The sequence below is a fragment of the Stenotrophomonas sp. PS02301 genome, from assembly GCF_029959485.1.
GTDB lineage: Bacteria > Pseudomonadota > Gammaproteobacteria > Xanthomonadales > Xanthomonadaceae > Stenotrophomonas > Stenotrophomonas maltophilia_Z.
Genome location: NZ_JASCOO010000094.1, coordinates 1 through 15,900, shown reverse-complemented (window position 1 = coordinate 15,900; position 15,900 = coordinate 1). Strand labels below are relative to the sequence as shown.

Below are 15,900 nucleotides of genomic sequence, written 5' to 3'. Positions count from 1 at the left end.
ATCCGCTGACCCGGCCTGGGCCGCTGGAGCGGCCGGGCCCGGTATACTGATGGATCGCCAACCGGGCGCTGCCCGGTCTTCCGTGCCGGGCCATGCCCGGCTGTTGTCGTTTCCGAAGCCGTCCGCCAAGAATCACCGCCATGACCACGACCCTGTCCGCTGCCGCCGCACTCCCCAGTGAGATCGTGCAGTCCCCGTTGCCGCGACTGAAGATCACCGAGATCTTCCTGTCCCTGCAGGGCGAAGCCGATACCGCCGGCTGGCCGACCGTGTTCGTGCGCCTGACCGGCTGCCCGCTGCGCTGTACCTATTGCGATACCGCCTACGCCTTCCACGGCGGCACCTGGTGGGACATCGACGCGATCGTGGACGAAGTGCTGGCCCAAGGCGTGCACCACGTCTGCGTGACCGGTGGCGAGCCGCTGGCGCAGAAGCGCTGCCTGGTGCTGCTGGAGAAGCTCTGCGACGCCGGCCTGGACGTCTCGCTGGAGACCTCCGGTGCGCTGGATGTCAGTGGCGTGGATCCGCGCGTGTCGCGCGTGGTCGACCTGAAGACTCCCGGCTCCGGCGAAATGGCCCGCAACCGGCTGGAGAACCTGCCGCTGCTGACCAAGCGCGACCAGATCAAGTTCGTGCTGTGCAGCCGCGAGGATTACGAGTGGGCCCGCGGCATGGTCCGCGAGCACCGGCTCAACGAGCGCAGCATGGTGCTGTTCTCGCCGAGCAAGAGCGAGGTCAGCCCGCGCGAGCTGGCCGACTGGATCGTGGCCGATCGCCTGCCGGTGCGCTTCCAGATGCAGCTGCACAAGCTGTTGTGGAATGACGAACCCGGGAGGTAACGCCGGCTGCAGCGCTACGGCGCTGCGCATGCCATCGACCACGCCTCACCATCAGTAAAGACGTCCGGCGCGGGACAGCGTGCTGGTTCCCCGCAAACCACCGGAAACACCCCCCATGAAAAAAGCAGTCGTCCTCCTGTCCGGCGGCATGGACTCCGCCGCCGTTGTCGCCATCGCCCGCGAGCAGGGCTTTGCCGTTCACGCCCTGAGCGTGCGCTACGGCCAGCGTCACACCTCCGAACTCGATGCCGCCGCGGCGGTCGCCAGCGCGCTGGGTGCGGTCGCCCACAAGACCGTCAATGTCGACCTGCGCAGCATCGGCGGCTCGGCCCTGACCGATGACATCGACGTCCCGGAAGCGGGCGGCGAGGGCATCCCGGTCACCTACGTGCCGGCGCGCAATACCATCATGCTGTCCGTCGCACTCGGTTGGGCGGAGGTGCTGGGTGCCAACGACATCTTCTGCGGCGTCAACGCGGTGGACTATTCCGGCTACCCGGATTGCCGCCCTGAATTCATCCAGGCCTTCCAGACGCTGGCCAACCTGGCCACCAAGGCGGGCGTGGAAGGTGCGGGTATCCAGGTTCACGCGCCGCTGCAGTTCCTGAGCAAGGCCGATATCGTGCGTGAAGGCGTCCGCCTCGGCGTGGATTTCGGCCTGACCGTGTCCTGCTACAACGCCGACGACCAGGGCCGCGCCTGCGGGCACTGCGATGCCTGCCGCCTGCGCGCGCAGGGCTTCACGGATGCCGGCGTGCCGGACCCGACCCACTACGTGTGATGCGGGACGGGTACGCATGAGCGCGAAGATGCGTTAGAATGCGCACCCCCGGCGTCACGTCGGGGATGCAATGGGCCGTTAGCTCAGTTGGTAGAGCAGAAGACTTTTAATCTTTTGGTCGATGGTTCGAATCCATCACGGCCCACCAATTGCATCATGATCGAGGCGACCGCGAGGTCGCCTTTTTCATGCCTCCAGCGGGGCGCACGCGCCATGGGAGCTCAAGTCCGCGCTACCGAGCTTCATCACAGCGAATTGCGTCTTTCACTGAGACGCAGCAGGGCAAGAACCGATGCCTGTCCATCGCCCGGACGCGCACGCTGTACCTCCCGACCTTGAGCACGACATGCCGCTTCCCGGAGAACGCGTGCATGCCGGCGGTCGATCCGGAGCAGTGGAATGGCAATGGTGATCGATGTCCTGCAGACCGCCGTCGTCTTTGCGACGGTACTGTCTGTTTTTGCTCTCCTACTGCGCGCCTGGCATTGGCACACCGGCGCAGTGTCTCCAGGGTACCGGTCAGGCGCGTGGGCGTCCCTGCGCATCGGTGCGCAGCGAGCGCAACAGGCACACCGCCGAGACCAGGCAGGCTGCGATCACCGCCATCGACAACGGCAGGTGGAAAGCGCGGTGGCCGAACACGGCGAAGCCGAGGTGAATGAGGAACGTCGCGATGCCCAGCGCCGCGCAGACCATCGCAAAGCCGCGCGCCTTGCTGGTCTGCAGCAGCACGTGGCGGTAGCCGAGCAGCACCACGCCGATGGCCAGCAGGTTGAAGACCAGGAAGCCCTGCACGCCACCGGGCAGCAGGAACATCTCCCACTCACGCCAGAATGCGGCGTCGATCTGATGAAGGATCAAGGCAAGCAGGGTGGCGAAGTAGCGTCTTTCCATGGGACAGGCGATGCCGAAGGCTGCGGATCCTGCAGCGTGCACAGTGTAGCGGCGCTCACCGCGTGCCTGCGTGCCGGATTGGCTCCGCCGCGGCCCGCATTCAATGCAGCGCGATGTCGCCGATGAGCGTATCGACCAGCCGCTGCGCGCGGGCCCGTGCGCCTTCGCCACGACGCGGCGCGACCGGCAGGTCCGGGCGGATGCCGGCCACCTCGTCACTGCCATCGGCACGCAGGCGCACGCAATTCGGAACGCGCAGGCGCAGATGCGAATGGGGCAGTTCAGGCATCGCCTGCGCACTCATGAAGCCGCAGCCGTACCCTCCGCTGTGCGTCCCGACGATGCGCGCGATGTGGTTGTCCTGCATCCGCGCCGCGAACATCTCGGCGGAGGACGCCGTCTTTGCATTGGTGAGGACATATACCGGCCCCTTCCAGGCGCCCCAGTGCTCGCGCAGATCCTGTGACCAGTCCAGGCGGTGCGCGATGAGGAAATCATCGAGGGTGTCCACGGCAGGGCTCGGCAACGGGCCCCCGGAGGTACCTGCGGGCACCAGGCGCCGGCATGTGGGGCCGTTCCAGTCGTGCTGTACCCGCCAGGCCCATGACAGATCGCAGGCCGGCAGCGCCGTGGCCCGCCGCGACGCCTGGAACGCCTGCCGCTCCGTAGTGAGCAGCCTGCGGGCTGCGGCGTTGGGGCGGTGATTGCGCAGTGCGTCGTCGAGCCGCTCGTATTGCTCGTCCAGATAGGGCTTGCCGGCCGGGGACTGGCTGACCTGGAGCACGGCGGAGGCAACCGGCTGCGGGGTGAACAGCCGGGTCAGCGTATCGCCACTGTCGTCGCCCCCCGGGTTGTCGCCGACATCCACCAGCACGGCGTCCACTCCGTCCTGTTGGAAACGCCGCAGGCTGGCGGCGATCACCGCGACCCAGCCCCGGGCCAAGGTGCCGCGCATGTCGTCGGTGGAGTCCGCATGCCGCAGTTGCGGCCACAGCGCGTGGCAGAGGCCCGGATAGCGCAAGGCATCGAACTCATGCAGGCGCAGCAGACCCACCGTGTGGCCATCCGGCAGCGAGAGAATGCCGGCGCGCAGCACAGGATCGGCGTCGTCGTTGAGGGGGTGGTAACCGGCCAGCGTTTCCAGCGGCAGGCTGAAATCGTGCCGGCCTTCATCGGCCACGCCGAGCGCGGCACACCCTGCGCTCGCGCCCAGCGTGCGCGGGTCCACAGCAGTGGGCGAGGCCGTGTCGGACGCCTGTTCAAGCGGGTCGAGCAGGCTGAGGTGACCATCCTGGAACCCGGCCAGGAAAGTGTGCAGGGCTTGGCGCGCCTGCGTATCCGTACGTGCTTCAGCCAGCGCACGCTGCGCCTCGGCATCCAGTGCGGGAAGATCCACACCGCTTTGTGGCGAGGCGGCCCATGCCAGATGCGCGTAATCCTGCTCCAAGGCGCGCTTGAGCGCCACATGGTCGGCCTGCCAGGCGCTGCGATCGAATGCCGGCGCGGCAACGGATGCCCCCGGCGCGGCGACGCCCAGCATCGCGAGCATGAATACAGTGCCACTCATCCCTGCCATACAGCCTCCTTGCGACCCGGCGCAGTGCCGCACGGGGCAAGGGTGACGGGATCGTGTGTGCGATCGACTCCGGTCGATCGTAGCCAATGCGCGTGTTCCCCGGAAGTCCCGGTGCCGCATCACGCCACCGTCCCTACGACGCGCGCACGATCAGGCGATACCCGGCCACAGTGGGCCCACGATCCCACGGAGCGCTGTGATGAGTACCGTCCAATCCGGCCACGCGATACGCGAACTCAACCAGATCATCGGCATCGCGCGCGACGGCCACGACATCTACGCCAGAGCCGTCGCCGACGATGGGACGCAGGATCCGCAGTTGAACGCGCTGATGATGCGGATGGCCGCAGCGAAAATGCAGGTCATCGATGGGGTCACACGGCTGGTGCGCGACGCCGGCGGTCAGCCCTCCCGCCACCGTACCCTGGCCGGCAGCCTCCGTGGCGGCTTCGGCAGGTTGGGTACCGTACTCGGGGATGCGGACATCCAGTACGCCAGCGAGAGCCAGGCAGCTGAAGCGCGTCTGGTGAGGGCACTCGAAGTGGCCGCGCGCGATGGCGCACTGACGGCAAATGCGCGACGAACGCTCAACGGCATGCTGCTGGAGACGCGGCTCGGTTGGGACGACATGCGCCAGGAGGTAGATGAGCTGCGGGGCCGGGATGCATAGTCACCCACACCCTCACCTACACCGTCCAGGAAGCACGCGCATGCGCACCGTCGCGAATCAACAGCGTCGCGAATGAGCTTCGTAGTGAAGGATGCAGGAAATTGAAGGACGCGAGACGCTGAAGCGTGCGGGATGGAGCCGAGTGCGCTTGGTCGCCGTCTGCGTGTGAGGGCTGCGCGGATGCGCAGCCCCACCATCCGGCAGAGCGATTACTTCTGCTGCGGCTTGTTGCCGGCATCAGGCGCTTTCTTGGTGTCCTGTTCCTGCTTCTGCTGCTTGGCCTGCGCGTCCTTGCGATCCTGTTCGGACTGCGGGCCTTTCTGTGCAGCAGCATTCTTGACGTTGTTTTCGTTGTTCTGCATGTTGGACATGGTGTGACTCCAAGGCGACGTGATGTCGCAACCCCAGCGTGGACCTGCCGCTGTTACGCGAGGGTCGCACTGGGATGAGCATCGGGTCAGGGTAGTCTCATGACCAGGTGCTACACCGCGTGGGTGTGACCACCCACGGCGCTGCGGGTCCACAACGTGCCTTCATCCCCGGCGCCGAGTTGGAGGCTGCGGCCGTCGATGTATCAGGATTGGCAGAGTGTCCCGCAATGGTTGCTGTTGAACCCGGCAATGGCCTGCTGCAGGAGCGGAACGTCGCTGGGGTCCACCTGTTGCAGCGCTTCCTTCAACGCCTCGCGCACCGGCTGCCGTTGCGCGGGCTGCAGCATCTGCGCGTAAGGCGCCGCCGTCTCCGCCAGCGCACCGACCAGGGTCCGCTTCAGCGTGCTGCCCGCCGGCTGGGCACGCATCACCTCCAGCATCTCCAGATACTGGCGTTGCGCATTGCGGCGAAGGGTGTCGGTGCCGCCCGGTCCCAGACCGGCGAGCTCTGCGGGCGTTGCAACGGTCAGCCACGTATCCACCAGGGGCTGCATCCGTGCACCGCACTGCAGCAGGTACGGCAGCAGCAGGCCCAGCTGTGCCTGGAAGCGCTCGGCGTTGTGCTTGCCTTGGCGGGCCTGCTCGCCGGAATGGAGGAGCACGGCTGCTGGCATCGTACCCATGCCGAACTGCATCAACCGGGTGGACAGCGTTACGCCGTACTGGCACGCGTTGGTCAGCAGCCCCAGGTCCGCCGTCGCGTAGTCCGGCGCCAGGACGTCGGTCGTGTTGGTCACCGCCGTCAGCAGTTGCATGGCGCGTGGGCTGTCGAGCTGCTCCGGTGCCTTGTCGGCGTCGGCTTGCTGCAGCAGTTGCAGGTAATCGCGCGTGGCTTCGTACTGCGCCATGAACTGCGGCGGTATGTCATCGGCACGTGCGGGTGAGGCGACCAGCAACACCACGAGGAGGGCCGCGCCCAGCGGTGTCTGGACAGGCGCACGCGCCGGCCATGCCAGTCGTCGCGTGAGAGAAGAAAACGGGCTGCCACTCATCCGGGGCATGGTCCTTGGATCGATTCGGGCATGGAGCGTAGGTGAGCCGGGGCTGGGCGGCAACCCGGTGCGCAGCATGCCTCGCCGGGGCATCCTGCGGGTGCCCGGCAATCGGTTGTCCTCGAATGACGGTGAGCAGCGATGCAGGCGTGGCCCACGAGCGGTCTGCCTGTGCACACCGCAGAACCGCTTACGGGGGCACAATAGCCAGTCATTCGTTGATCGTTGTTGGAGGTGCCATGAACCGTTTCGTCCTGCTGGGTGTGGGGGCGCTTGCGCTCGCGGCCTGTTCCAAGCCGGCGCCGTCCGATACCGCGACTCCGGCAGAGCCTGCCGCGCCGGCCACGTCGCCCCCCGCTGCCAGCGCGCCCGTCGCCCCCGCCAGCCCGACCCTGCAGCCGCCGTCGTTCGATTGCACCAAGGCGCAGTCCCAGGCGGAGACGCTGGTGTGCGGCGACGCGCGCCTGGCCGCACTGGATCGCCAGCTGGCCGCGCTGTACAAGCGGGTGCAGACCAGCCCGGACGAGCTGGACATCGCGGCCGAACAGCGGGGCTGGATCAAGGGGCGTGATGCCTGTTCGCGCGCGGTCGATCCGCACCGTTGTCTCGTGGAGTCCTACCAGACGCGTCTGGTCGAGCTGACCCTCAACGCTGGCGGCATCCAGGTGCCGGCGAAGGTCGAGTACCGCTGCGATGACAACAGCAAGCCGGTGACGGCGGTGTTCTACAACGACATCGACCCGACCGCGGCCGTGGTCAGTTGGGGCAACGATCAGGCGATCGTGTTCCCGGTGCCGGTGACCCGTGAGGAAAACAACGGTGGCCGCTGGGGGCGCGAAGGTGTCGACCTGCGGATCCACAACGACCAGACCACGCTGGAGTTCTACGGCACCACGCTGCAGTGCCACATCGCCAAGTGATGGCGGCCATCGCCGCGTAGCTCAAGGCACGCGGCGGTAACGCACCTCGTTCTGGCGGTCGCCCACCTCGGTGGTGACGAAGCCCTCGCGGCTCTGGCTGATGTCGAACACGCTGCTGCCGACGTTGAGCTGGCCGCCATTGACCCAGCCATTCAACGACTGCCCACGCGTCTGTGCGCTCATGCGGCCGTCGCTGTCGATGCGCATGCGGATGTCGGCGTTGAAGGTCGGGTTGTAGCCCTCGAACTCGCCGATCATCCAGTTGGGCACGTAGGACGTGTGGCGTGCGCCCTGGTAGTTCTCGTCGTCGTAGCGCGCGTCATCCTTGTTGGCGTTGTGGGCCAACGCGCCGAGAATCGCCGCACCGATCAACACGCCGGCGGCGACCTTGGCGTCGTGGTTGTCATCGTCATGGCGGTCATCGCGATCGCCGCCGCCGTGCACCCGGAACGAGGCGCGGCAGCCATCGTCGACCCACACCTCGCGGCGGTCGTAGTCCCAGTTGCGGCCCTGGCGGCAATCCGCACCCGACAGTTTGCGGTCCAGGGTGACGTAGCCGGCGCGGGGCAGGGTGCAGGACTGATACCGGTTGTCGCGGCTCTCACAGGTGACGAAGTCATCCGCGCGTGCGTCGTCCAACGGCAGCATCAACAGCAAGGGCGTGGCCAGCAGCATACGGAATAGCATGTCGTCGATTCCGGCAAGGAAAAGGAGCGCGTCGCATCGTATGGGAAGCGGGAGACCCCTGTTCCCGGCACCGACGATGGCCACGCGGACATGAAATCCGGATGAAGATCACTGAGCTGCGCGCCCGGACGGCCGCCGGCGACTCGCCTCAGGCGCAGGCGGCCAGCGGGTGCTGGAAGCAGGCACGGATCGCGTCGAGCAGCTCGCTCATGCTGTAAGGCTTGGGCAGGAAGTGCATGCCCGGGCCGAGCTGCGGCACCACGACGGAGGGCTCCAGGCCCGAGGTGACCAGCACCGGCAGCCCGGGCTGTTCCTGCTTGACCCGATGCGCCGCCTCGATGCCACTCACCGCGCCCAGGCAGACATCGGTGAACACCAGATCGAAGCGCTCGCCGGCCTGGAGCAGGCCCAGCGCGGCTTCGGCGGAACTGACCGCCACGACTTCGCACGCCTGGCTTTCCAGGGCCATGCGGCTGAGCTCACGGGTGTCTTCGGTGTCTTCGATCAACAGCACGCGGGGTTCGGGATGGTGTTTGGACAACAACATGGAGCGTGGTTCCTGCTTACCCCCGGACAGGGGCGCGCAAGTATCGCGGGGCGATGGTGAGGAGATCGTCGACGGCGCCGGAATGCCCGGTGAACCGGCCGTGCTGCCCGCGTCAGCGCGGGTCAGGCGAGGGCGAGTGAACGTTTTCGACGACGCTGCCAGGCCCATAGCAGCCCGACCGCCAGGCCCGCCGCCGAGAGACGCAGCACCGTCGCCGGCCAGCCGACGGCGGTCGCCTCGGTGATCACGAAGACGTTCCAGGCCAGGTTGAGCGAGACGTGCAGCGCCAGCCCGCTCCACAGGGTGTAATCGTCCAGCGTATTGAGCCCGGCGAACACCAGCCCGCCGATGCCGGTGATGGCGAACACCTGCAGCGCCATGCCGCCGCCGCCACCGAACGACCACCAGTGGATCGCACCGAAGATCACCGCCTGCACCAGCGCGGCGGCCAGCCACGGCCAGCGTTGCTGGCGGTGCGCGAAGATGAAGCCGAAGCCGCGGAAGATGATCTCCTCGGCGAGCGGGAACAGCACGCCGAGCATCAGCAGGGCGAGCAGGTCCTGGGTGGGATTCACACCGCCCAGCCACCACAGGCCGAGCCAGCATGGCAGGGTCGCCAGCAGGGCCAGCGCCGGGCCCTGCCAGCCATTCCAGCGCAACCCGAGCAGCGCGTGCAGGCGTTGCCCGGGGCGCAGCAGCAGCGCAGCCACGGCCAGCACCAGCAGCACGCCCAGGCCGTTGTCGAGGATGGCCCCGCCATAGGGAATCGGCAGCGTCGGAATTGGCGTGCCCAGCCACGCGGCGAGGTCGCGCAGATTGATCGACACGGCCAGGGTCAGCACCACCACGAAGGTGGCCAGCCAGGTGCGCAGGCGAAGGGACGGCATGGGACGCTCCATATCCAGGGACGGCGTGGATTGTTCGCCATTGCCACACCAGCAGCATGGGGCATAGGTCGGGGGGCCATCGGTCATGGCCGCGTTGCACCACGGTCAGGTGCGACCGGCTAGAGTGCGGCTTTACCCCTTGGACGACCGCCCATGCAATGCCCCGTATGCAAGACCCAAGCGCTGCAGATGTCCGAGCGCCAGGGCATCGAGATCGACTACTGCCCGCAGTGCCGTGGCGTGTGGCTGGACCGAGGCGAGCTGGACAAGATCATCGAGCGCTCGGCCGGTGCCGCCGCACCCGCGCCGGTGCGCGCGGCCGCACCGCCGCCGCCGGCCGCCGTGCAGCACCGTGATACCCGCCACCTGGGCCAGCAGCAGTACGGCGACCAGCAGGGCTACCGCAAGAAAAAGAAAGAGAGCTTCCTGTCGGACCTGTTCGACTTCTGATGTACGCCTGCGCTGCGCTCAGGCGCGGCGCAGGATGAATTCCCGGTCGACGCTGTCGCCGACCGGGAAATCGTATTCGCCCACCTTGCTGCAGCCATAGCGCGCATAGAAGCGCTGCGCACCAACGTTCCCGGACCACACGCCGATCCACAGCGTGCGCCGCTGTGGCTGATCGAGCCACGCCAGGAAGGCGTCCATCAGGCGCGCGCCGTGGCCGCCACTGTGGTGACTGGCGAGCAGGTACAGGCGTTTGAGCTCGATATCGCCCTCGGCGGCATCCGCATGGGGCAGGCTGTTGGGCCCTGCGGCGAGATACCCCACCACACGTTCCCCGGCTTCCAGCAGCCACGCCGCGTTGCGTGGATCGGCGAGCTCGTCACGCTGCGGCTCGACCGAATAGTGGCTGTGCAGGAACGCGTGCAGATCCTGCGGCGGGTAGGAATCGCCGAAGGTTTCGATATAGGTGGCGATGGCGATCGCCGAGAGTGCGTCGGCATCGGCAACGGTGGCACGGCGGAGGGTCAACATCATGGCGCAAGGCAGGCAGGTGGGGCCGGCAGCTTACGCCATCGCCTGGGGTCGGCCGTGGTTCCGGGTACGTCGGTACCCGGAACCTGTCATGGCTGCTGGATCAGAACCAGACCCGCACGCCCGCCACCCAGCGGGTATCGCGCGCACGTTCGCCGGCTGCTTCGTGGTAGTCGGCGGTATCACCGAACAGCCGCTCGTGGCTGATGCCGATGTAGGGCGCGAAGCGGCGGCTGAACTCGTAGCGTAGCCGCAGCCCGGCCTCGAGTTTGTTGAGGCCGGCGCCATTGCCATACGCCGGCTCGTCCTTCGCCGAAAAACTGGCTTCCACCAGCGGCTGCAGGATCAAGCGGTTGGTCAGCAGCAGCTCGTACTCCACTTCCACCGTGGCCGCGAACTGACCGCCTTCGCCGACATACGCCGTGGCCGAGGTCTCGAACTTGTACGGCGCCAGCCCCTGGATGCCGAACGCCGCCCAGGTGCGCGACTCGGCCGGACGGAAGTCCTGCTTCACGCCGACCAGCACGTCCCACCACGGCGACACGCTGCGGCCGTACATCACCTCCAGATCGGCCGAGCCGGTGCGGCCGTCGCTGCGCTCGCCTTCGCTGCGCAGCCATAGCCTGTTGATGTTGCCACCCACCCAGCCGCTGGCCTCCCATGCCTGGCCGGTGCCGTGCTGGCCGTCCCAGTGTTCGAGGCGGTTGACCAGCAGCAGGCTGTGGATCTCCGGCGCATGCTCCATCGCGCCGTGGTCGATCGGCGGGAACGCGGCGAGGCGGTCGGCGGCGGTCACGACAGGAATCGGTTCGAGCGGTTCGGTAGGGGCAGCCGGCTTCGGCGTGCCATGGCCCATCGCGGCGTGGTCCATCGTTGAATGGTCCATCGTCGCGTGGTCCATCTGGCTGTGATCGGTGCTGCCATGGTCCATCGTCGCGTGGTCCATCTGGCTGTGATCGGTGCTGCCATGGTCCATCGTCGAGTGATCCATCTGGCTGTGATCGGTGCTGCCATGGTCCATCGTCGAGTGGTCCATCTGGTTGTGATCAGCGCTGCCGTGGTCCATCGTTGAATGGTCCATCTTGGTGTGATCCATGCTGCCGTGATCCATCGGGCGGTCATCCGCCGGTGGTGTGTCGGCTGTGGTTGTGGTCGGCGCCGTGGCATGGCCGGCATGCGACTGTGCCCAGGCCGGTGCGGCCAACGCCAGCAGCAGGGCGGCGCTCAGTGCGGACAGCGCGGTGAGAGGAGCGCGGCTCATTCTTCGATCCTCACTTCGCGCATCATGCCCGCTTCCATGTGGTACAGCAGGTGGCAGTGGTACGCCCAGCGCCCAAGCGCGTCGGCACGGACGCGGTAGGTGCGGCGGGTGCCCGGCGGCATGTCGATGGTGTGCTTGCGCAGGTGGAACGCGCCGTCCGCGTTTTCCAGATCGCTCCACACGCCGTGCAGATGAATCGGATGCTGCATCATCGTGTCGTTGACCAGCACGATGCGCATGCGCTCGCCGTAGGTCAGGCGCAACGGTTCGGCGCTGGCGAACGGGATGCCGTCGAAGGACCAGCTGAATTTCTCCATATGGCCGGTCAGGTGCAGCTCGACCTCGCGGCCGGGATCACGCCCATCGGGATCGTCGAACAGGCTGCGCATCGCGCCGTAGGTGAGTACGTTGCGGCCGTTGTCGCGCAGGCCGATACCGGGATCATCCAGCTTGGGCTCGGTGGCCATGCTCTGCATGTCCACCAGCGGGTTGCCCTGCTCGCTGGCCGGGTGACGCGGCGCTTTGGGATCGGCACCGTGCGCACCGTGGCCCATGCTGGCACCGCAGCCGCCTTCCATGCCCTTCATGTCGTGGCCTGCCATCCCGTTCGAGGCATGGCCCATGTCGTGGCCCATGTCACTCATGGTCAGCAGCGGGCGCGGGTCGCGGGCGGGAATCGGCGCCTGCAGGCCGTGGCGTACCGCCAGCGTGCCGGCGGCATAGCCGGTGCGGCCCATGTCCTGGCAGAAGATCGTGTACGCGTCCTGGCCGCTGGGTTCGACGATCACATCGAAGGTCTCGGCCGGGGCGATGCGGAATTCATCGATGCTGACCGGGTGGATGTACTGGCCATCGGCGGCGACCACGGTCATCTTCAGGCCAGGGATGCGCACGTCGAAATAGGTCATCGAGCCGCCGTTGATGAAGCGCAGCAGCACCTTTTCGCCACTGCGGAACAGCCCGGTCCAGTTGCCGGCCGGGGCGGTGCCGTTGAGCAGGTAGGTATAGGTGTGGGCGTTGACGTCGGAGATGTCGGTCGGCGTCATCCGCATCCGCCCCCACATGCCGCGGTCGGCGGTGGCGGCGGCCCAGCCGTCCTTGCGGACATCGCGCAGGAAGTCGGGCAGGGTGCGCTTGTAGTAGTTGTCGTACTCGGCGAGCTTCTTCATGCGCCGGAACAGCGCACCGGGGTCCAGGTCGGTCCAGTCCGAGAGCAGGATCACGTGCTCTCGGTCGGCGTGATACGGCGCCGGCTCGAGCGGGTCGATGATCAGCGCGCCGTACAGGCCGGCCTGTTCCTGGAACATGGAATGGCTGTGATACCAGTACGTGCCCGACTGCTTGAGGGTGAAGCGGTACTGGTAGGCCTCGCCCGGGGCGATGCCGTTGAAGCTCAGGCCGGGCACGCCATCCATGTTGGCCGGCAGCAGCAGGCCGTGCCAGTGGATGGAGGTGGGGTGGCCCTGCAGCGTATTGGCGACCCGGATGTTGACCGTCTGGCCTTCGCGCCAGCGCAGGATCGGCGCCGGAAGGCTGCCGTTGACGGTGATCGCCGGGCGGGTGCGGCCGGTGAAATTGGCCAGCGATTCGCCGATGCTCAACTGCACGTCGTGGTGGCTGAGCACCTGCGGGGCAGCGGCCAGGCCGGGGCCGGCGGCGGCGAACGCACGCGGGCTCAGGCCGGTGGCGGCCAGGCCGGCGACCACGCCGCCAGCAGCGACGCCCTGCACGAACAGGCGCCGCGACGGCATGGGCGGGGTGCCCGTGCCGGGTGTTTTAATGAAAGACATTGCAACTCCGGATCTGATTCGAATGGCACACGCGGTGCCGTCAACGCACGCACACCGGGGCATGCGCGCAGAGCATCAGGCAGGCGCTCGCAGAGCGCGGCGGATCAGGCGATCGGAGGGCGGGTGATACGGTCCAGCGGCGGTGTCGGCAGGGTGGGATGCGCGGTGTTCGGCGGCGACATCGACACCGGCGGCGGGGTCGCCAACCAGGCGACCTGGACGGTCAGGCTGGGTTGCTGGGCGCAGCTGCGCAGGCAGTCCTTGATCTTGCAGTGGTCGCCATCATGCGGTGCCTGCACGCCGGTGTCGGCGGTGGCCATGGTGTGGTGATCGTGTGCGGCGGGCATCGGCGCGTCGCCATGGCAGGGCGGTGCCGCGCTGCCGGCCACGGCCGGTTCGGCCAGGGCCAGTGCCATCGGGCCGGCCATGGCCACGTTCAGCCCATTGAGCAACAGGCTGAGCATCAGGACGACTCGCAGGAGCAGGCCACTGGCGGACATGGGGCTCACCTTACTGCCAAACCCTGGCGGCCGCACCCGCGGCTGAACGCAGGGTTCAACTCTGGAGCCGGGTCTGACTGAACGCGCCGGGGCATCAGCCTTCCTCGCGCACGATCTCGACCAGGCGGTCGCCGTAGCGGGCCAGCTTGGTGCCGCCGATGCCACCGACCCGGCCCAGGGCGTCAACGCTGGTGGGGCGCTGTTCGGCGATATTGCGCAGGGTGCTGTCGTGGAAGATCACGAAGGCCGGCACGTTCTGCTCGCGCGCGAGTTCGGCACGCAGGCCACGCAGCGCATTGAACAGCGCCAGATCCTGCGGCAGCACCGACAGGCCGGTGCGCTGGCCGCTGCGGTCACGCTCGCGGGCGGCCTTGGGTGTTTCGCGCCGCATCATGACCTTGCGCTGGCCCTTGAGCACCTCGCGGCTGCCATCGGTCAGGCGCAGGCCACCGTACGCGCTGCTGTCCACCTCGAGCAGGCTGGAGGCGACCAGCTGGCGGAACACGCTGCGCCAGCTGCGGGCATCCAGGTCCTTGCCGATCCCGTAGGTACTCAGCTCGGTATGCCCGAACTGACGGACCTTCTCGTTGTCACCGCCGCGCAGGATGTCGATCAGATGGCCGACACCGAAGCGCTGCCCGCTGCGGTAGACGCAGCTCAGCGCTTTCTGGGCGGCGACGCTGGCATCCCAGGCATCCGGCGGCAGCAGGCAGTTGTCGCAGTTGCCGCAGGGTTGGGGATAGGTTTCCCCGAACCCGGCCAGCAGCACCTGGCGGCGGCATTGCATGGATTCGCAGTAGCCGAGCAGGTGGTCGAGTTTGGACCGTTCGAGCGTTTTGCGGTCTTCGCCGGCTTCGGACTGTTCGATCATCTGCTTGAGCAGCACGACGTCGCCGAGCCCATAGCAGAGCCAGGCTTCGGCAGGCTCGCCATCGCGCCCCGCGCGCCCGGTTTCCTGGTAATACCCTTCCATCGATTTGGGCAGATCGGTATGCGCGACGAAGCGCACGTCCGGCTTATCGATGCCCATGCCGAAGGCGATGGTGGCGCACATGACGATGCCATCCTCGCGCAGGAAGCGGCGCTGGTTGGCGGCGCGTACCTCGGCGGGCAGGCCAGCGTGGTAGGGCAGGGCGTTCATGCCCTCCTTGCACAGGAATTCGGCGGTTTCTTCCACCTTGCGCCGCGACATGCAGTAGACGATACCGGCTTCCTGACGGTGGACCTTCAGGAAGTCCAGCAACTGGCGCTTGGCGTTGTCTTTCTGGACGACGGTATAGCGGATGTTGGGCCGGTCGAACGAACTGACGAAGTGCTGGGCGTTGGTCAGGTCCAGCCGTTCGGCGATTTCGCGCTGGGTCGGCGGATCGGCGGTGGCGGTCAGCGCGATGCGCGGGACGTCGGGCCAGCGCTCGTGCAGGACGGTGAGCTGGCGGTATTCGGGGCGGAAGTCGTGGCCCCACTGCGAGACGCAGTGGGCTTCATCGATGGCGAACAGGGCAATCTGGCTGCGCGAGAGCAGCGAGAGGAAGCGGCCGGTCAGCAGCCGCTCGGGGGCGACGTAGAGCATGTCCAGTTCGCCGGCGAGCAGTTCGCGCTCGACGCGGGCGGCGGTTTCGCCATCAAGGGTGGAGTTGAGGTATTCGGCGCGGACGCCGAGCTGGCGCAGGGCTTCGACCTGGTCCTGCATCAAGGCGATCAGCGGCGAGATGACGATGCCGGTGCCGTCGCGGAGCAGGGAGGGGACCTGGTAGCAGAGCGATTTGCCGCCGCCGGTGGGCATGAGGACGAGCGCGTCATTGCCGGCGGCGACATGCTCGACGATCGCCTGCTGCGGACCGCGGAATTCGTCGTAACCAAAGATGCGGCTGAGCAGGTCGTGCGCGGGGCGGGAAGACATCGCGCTAGTTTACCTTGCCCAGGCTACGGGCCGTGTCCTCTGATGCCGGATCGGCGTGTAGGGATGCCAGGAGCCAAGGCATCAAAGCCTCAAGGCCTCAAAGGCAGAGGCTCAAAGCGCCGGGCGTTCCGTCTTACGGGTTTGGCGCGGTGTGGGTGGGCCTGCAGGACCCGCCGTGAACCCGTCCATGGGGGCTCGTAGTGCGCCATCCATGGCGCCCAACGGTCCTGCAAACCCACCCACACCG

The 15,900-nt window shown here is 67.3% G+C and carries 17 protein-coding genes and 1 tRNA gene; 6 read left to right on the top strand and 12 right to left on the bottom strand.

Annotated elements, in window-relative coordinates:
- The first annotated feature begins 140 nt into the window (after positions 1–140).
- From queE to QMX81_RS17380, 3 genes are all read left to right on the top strand, one after another.
- A complete protein-coding gene (queE, locus tag QMX81_RS17390; protein WP_121039128.1) occupies positions 141–839 on the top strand; it encodes a 7-carboxy-7-deazaguanine synthase QueE in 699 nt (232 codons plus the stop codon).
- Between the two features lie 115 nt (positions 840–954).
- Positions 955–1,620, top strand: coding sequence for a 7-cyano-7-deazaguanine synthase QueC (gene queC, locus QMX81_RS17385; RefSeq protein WP_121039125.1), 666 nt, complete (start codon positions 955–957; stop codon positions 1,618–1,620).
- Between the two features lie 72 nt (positions 1,621–1,692).
- A tRNA-Lys gene (locus QMX81_RS17380) sits at positions 1,693–1,768 on the top strand.
- Between the two features lie 371 nt (positions 1,769–2,139).
- On the opposite strand, the gene QMX81_RS17375 is transcribed toward QMX81_RS17380, so the two are convergent.
- Both QMX81_RS17375 and QMX81_RS17370 read right to left on the bottom strand, forming a co-directional pair.
- Positions 2,140–2,514 carry a DUF6713 family protein gene (locus tag QMX81_RS17375; protein WP_282263364.1) on the bottom strand — a complete coding sequence of 125 codons (375 nt, stop codon included), beginning with the start codon at positions 2,512–2,514 and terminating at the stop codon, positions 2,140–2,142.
- A 100-nt stretch (positions 2,515–2,614) separates the two neighbouring features.
- Positions 2,615–4,090, bottom strand: coding sequence for a S41 family peptidase (locus QMX81_RS17370; RefSeq protein WP_282263362.1), 1,476 nt, complete (start codon positions 4,088–4,090; stop codon positions 2,615–2,617).
- Between the two features lie 199 nt (positions 4,091–4,289).
- On the opposite strand from QMX81_RS17370, the gene QMX81_RS17365 reads away from it, so the two are divergent.
- A complete protein-coding gene (locus QMX81_RS17365; protein ID WP_152151896.1) occupies positions 4,290–4,760 on the top strand; it encodes a PA2169 family four-helix-bundle protein in 471 nt (156 codons plus the stop codon).
- A gap of 209 nt (positions 4,761–4,969) precedes the next feature.
- On the opposite strand, the gene QMX81_RS17360 is transcribed toward QMX81_RS17365, so the two are convergent.
- Entirely contained in the window at positions 4,970–5,131 is a 162-nt protein-coding gene (locus QMX81_RS17360; protein ID WP_193222764.1) for a hypothetical protein, read from the bottom strand.
- A 203-nt stretch (positions 5,132–5,334) separates the two neighbouring features.
- Entirely contained in the window at positions 5,335–6,192 is an 858-nt protein-coding gene (locus QMX81_RS17355; protein ID WP_282263356.1) for a hypothetical protein, read from the bottom strand.
- Between the two features lie 230 nt (positions 6,193–6,422).
- On the opposite strand from QMX81_RS17355, the gene QMX81_RS17350 reads away from it, so the two are divergent.
- Positions 6,423–7,103: a lysozyme inhibitor LprI family protein gene (locus tag QMX81_RS17350; RefSeq protein WP_282263354.1), complete on the top strand. Its 681-nt coding sequence runs from the start codon at positions 6,423–6,425 to the stop codon at positions 7,101–7,103.
- Between the two features lie 21 nt (positions 7,104–7,124).
- Here the strand turns inward: QMX81_RS17350 and QMX81_RS17345 are convergent, their stop codons facing one another.
- The 3 genes from QMX81_RS17345 to QMX81_RS17335 form a co-directional block, all read right to left on the bottom strand.
- Positions 7,125–7,790 carry a DUF3011 domain-containing protein gene (locus QMX81_RS17345; protein WP_282263348.1) on the bottom strand — a complete coding sequence of 222 codons (666 nt, stop codon included), beginning with the start codon at positions 7,788–7,790 and terminating at the stop codon, positions 7,125–7,127.
- Positions 7,791–7,938: 148 nt separating this feature from the next.
- Positions 7,939–8,337 (bottom strand): response regulator, encoded by a 399-nt coding sequence (locus QMX81_RS17340; protein WP_152151904.1) that lies wholly within the window; start codon positions 8,335–8,337, stop codon positions 7,939–7,941.
- Positions 8,338–8,459: 122 nt separating this feature from the next.
- Positions 8,460–9,224: a CPBP family glutamic-type intramembrane protease gene (locus tag QMX81_RS17335; protein WP_282263344.1), complete on the bottom strand. Its 765-nt coding sequence runs from the start codon at positions 9,222–9,224 to the stop codon at positions 8,460–8,462.
- 153 nt (positions 9,225–9,377) lie between these two features.
- Here QMX81_RS17335 and QMX81_RS17330 point away from each other — a divergent pair, with 153 nt between their 5' ends.
- Positions 9,378–9,674: a zf-TFIIB domain-containing protein gene (locus QMX81_RS17330; RefSeq protein WP_088432901.1), complete on the top strand. Its 297-nt coding sequence runs from the start codon at positions 9,378–9,380 to the stop codon at positions 9,672–9,674.
- Between the two features lie 18 nt (positions 9,675–9,692).
- Here QMX81_RS17330 and QMX81_RS17325 read toward each other — a convergent pair whose 3' ends face one another.
- From QMX81_RS17325 to recQ, 5 genes are all read right to left on the bottom strand, one after another.
- Positions 9,693–10,205, bottom strand: coding sequence for a GNAT family N-acetyltransferase (locus tag QMX81_RS17325; RefSeq protein WP_282263343.1), 513 nt, complete (start codon positions 10,203–10,205; stop codon positions 9,693–9,695).
- A gap of 100 nt (positions 10,206–10,305) precedes the next feature.
- Entirely contained in the window at positions 10,306–11,238 is a 933-nt protein-coding gene (locus QMX81_RS17320) for a copper resistance protein B (RefSeq protein ID WP_282263366.1), read from the bottom strand.
- A gap of 221 nt (positions 11,239–11,459) precedes the next feature.
- A complete protein-coding gene (locus QMX81_RS17315; RefSeq protein WP_152151911.1) occupies positions 11,460–13,253 on the bottom strand; it encodes a copper resistance system multicopper oxidase in 1,794 nt (597 codons plus the stop codon).
- A 104-nt stretch (positions 13,254–13,357) separates the two neighbouring features.
- Positions 13,358–13,753, bottom strand: coding sequence for a CopL family metal-binding regulatory protein (locus tag QMX81_RS17310; protein WP_152151913.1), 396 nt, complete (start codon positions 13,751–13,753; stop codon positions 13,358–13,360).
- A 94-nt stretch (positions 13,754–13,847) separates the two neighbouring features.
- Positions 13,848–15,653: a DNA helicase RecQ gene (gene recQ, locus QMX81_RS17305; protein WP_282263336.1), complete on the bottom strand. Its 1,806-nt coding sequence runs from the start codon at positions 15,651–15,653 to the stop codon at positions 13,848–13,850.
- Between the last annotated feature and the right edge of the window lie 247 nt (positions 15,654–15,900).

What these genes read in the sequence shown, in the direction of transcription:
- queE (WP_121039128.1), top strand. Translation starts at nt 141, where the DNA reads ATGACCACGACCCTGTCCGCTGCCGCCGCACTCCCCAGTGAGATCGTG.
- queC (WP_121039125.1), top strand. Translation starts at nt 955, where the DNA reads ATGAAAAAAGCAGTCGTCCTCCTGTCCGGCGGCATGGACTCCGCCGCC.
- QMX81_RS17375 (WP_282263364.1), bottom strand. Translation starts at nt 2,514, where the DNA reads ATGGAAAGACGCTACTTCGCCACCCTGCTTGCCTTGATCCTTCATCAG.
- QMX81_RS17370 (WP_282263362.1), bottom strand. Translation starts at nt 4,090, where the DNA reads ATGGCAGGGATGAGTGGCACTGTATTCATGCTCGCGATGCTGGGCGTC.
- QMX81_RS17365 (WP_152151896.1), top strand. Translation starts at nt 4,290, where the DNA reads ATGAGTACCGTCCAATCCGGCCACGCGATACGCGAACTCAACCAGATC.
- QMX81_RS17360 (WP_193222764.1), bottom strand. Translation starts at nt 5,131, where the DNA reads ATGTCCAACATGCAGAACAACGAAAACAACGTCAAGAATGCTGCTGCA.
- QMX81_RS17355 (WP_282263356.1), bottom strand. Translation starts at nt 6,192, where the DNA reads ATGCCCCGGATGAGTGGCAGCCCGTTTTCTTCTCTCACGCGACGACTG.
- QMX81_RS17350 (WP_282263354.1), top strand. Translation starts at nt 6,423, where the DNA reads ATGAACCGTTTCGTCCTGCTGGGTGTGGGGGCGCTTGCGCTCGCGGCC.
- QMX81_RS17345 (WP_282263348.1), bottom strand. Translation starts at nt 7,790, where the DNA reads ATGCTATTCCGTATGCTGCTGGCCACGCCCTTGCTGTTGATGCTGCCG.
- QMX81_RS17340 (WP_152151904.1), bottom strand. Translation starts at nt 8,337, where the DNA reads ATGTTGTTGTCCAAACACCATCCCGAACCCCGCGTGCTGTTGATCGAA.
- QMX81_RS17335 (WP_282263344.1), bottom strand. Translation starts at nt 9,224, where the DNA reads ATGCCGTCCCTTCGCCTGCGCACCTGGCTGGCCACCTTCGTGGTGGTG.
- QMX81_RS17330 (WP_088432901.1), top strand. Translation starts at nt 9,378, where the DNA reads ATGCAATGCCCCGTATGCAAGACCCAAGCGCTGCAGATGTCCGAGCGC.
- QMX81_RS17325 (WP_282263343.1), bottom strand. Translation starts at nt 10,205, where the DNA reads ATGATGTTGACCCTCCGCCGTGCCACCGTTGCCGATGCCGACGCACTC.
- QMX81_RS17320 (WP_282263366.1), bottom strand. Translation starts at nt 11,238, where the DNA reads ATGGACCACTCGACGATGGACCATGGCAGCACCGATCACAGCCAGATG.
- QMX81_RS17315 (WP_152151911.1), bottom strand. Translation starts at nt 13,253, where the DNA reads ATGTCTTTCATTAAAACACCCGGCACGGGCACCCCGCCCATGCCGTCG.
- QMX81_RS17310 (WP_152151913.1), bottom strand. Translation starts at nt 13,753, where the DNA reads ATGTCCGCCAGTGGCCTGCTCCTGCGAGTCGTCCTGATGCTCAGCCTG.
- recQ (WP_282263336.1), bottom strand. Translation starts at nt 15,653, where the DNA reads ATGTCTTCCCGCCCCGCGCACGACCTGCTCAGCCGCATCTTTGGTTAC.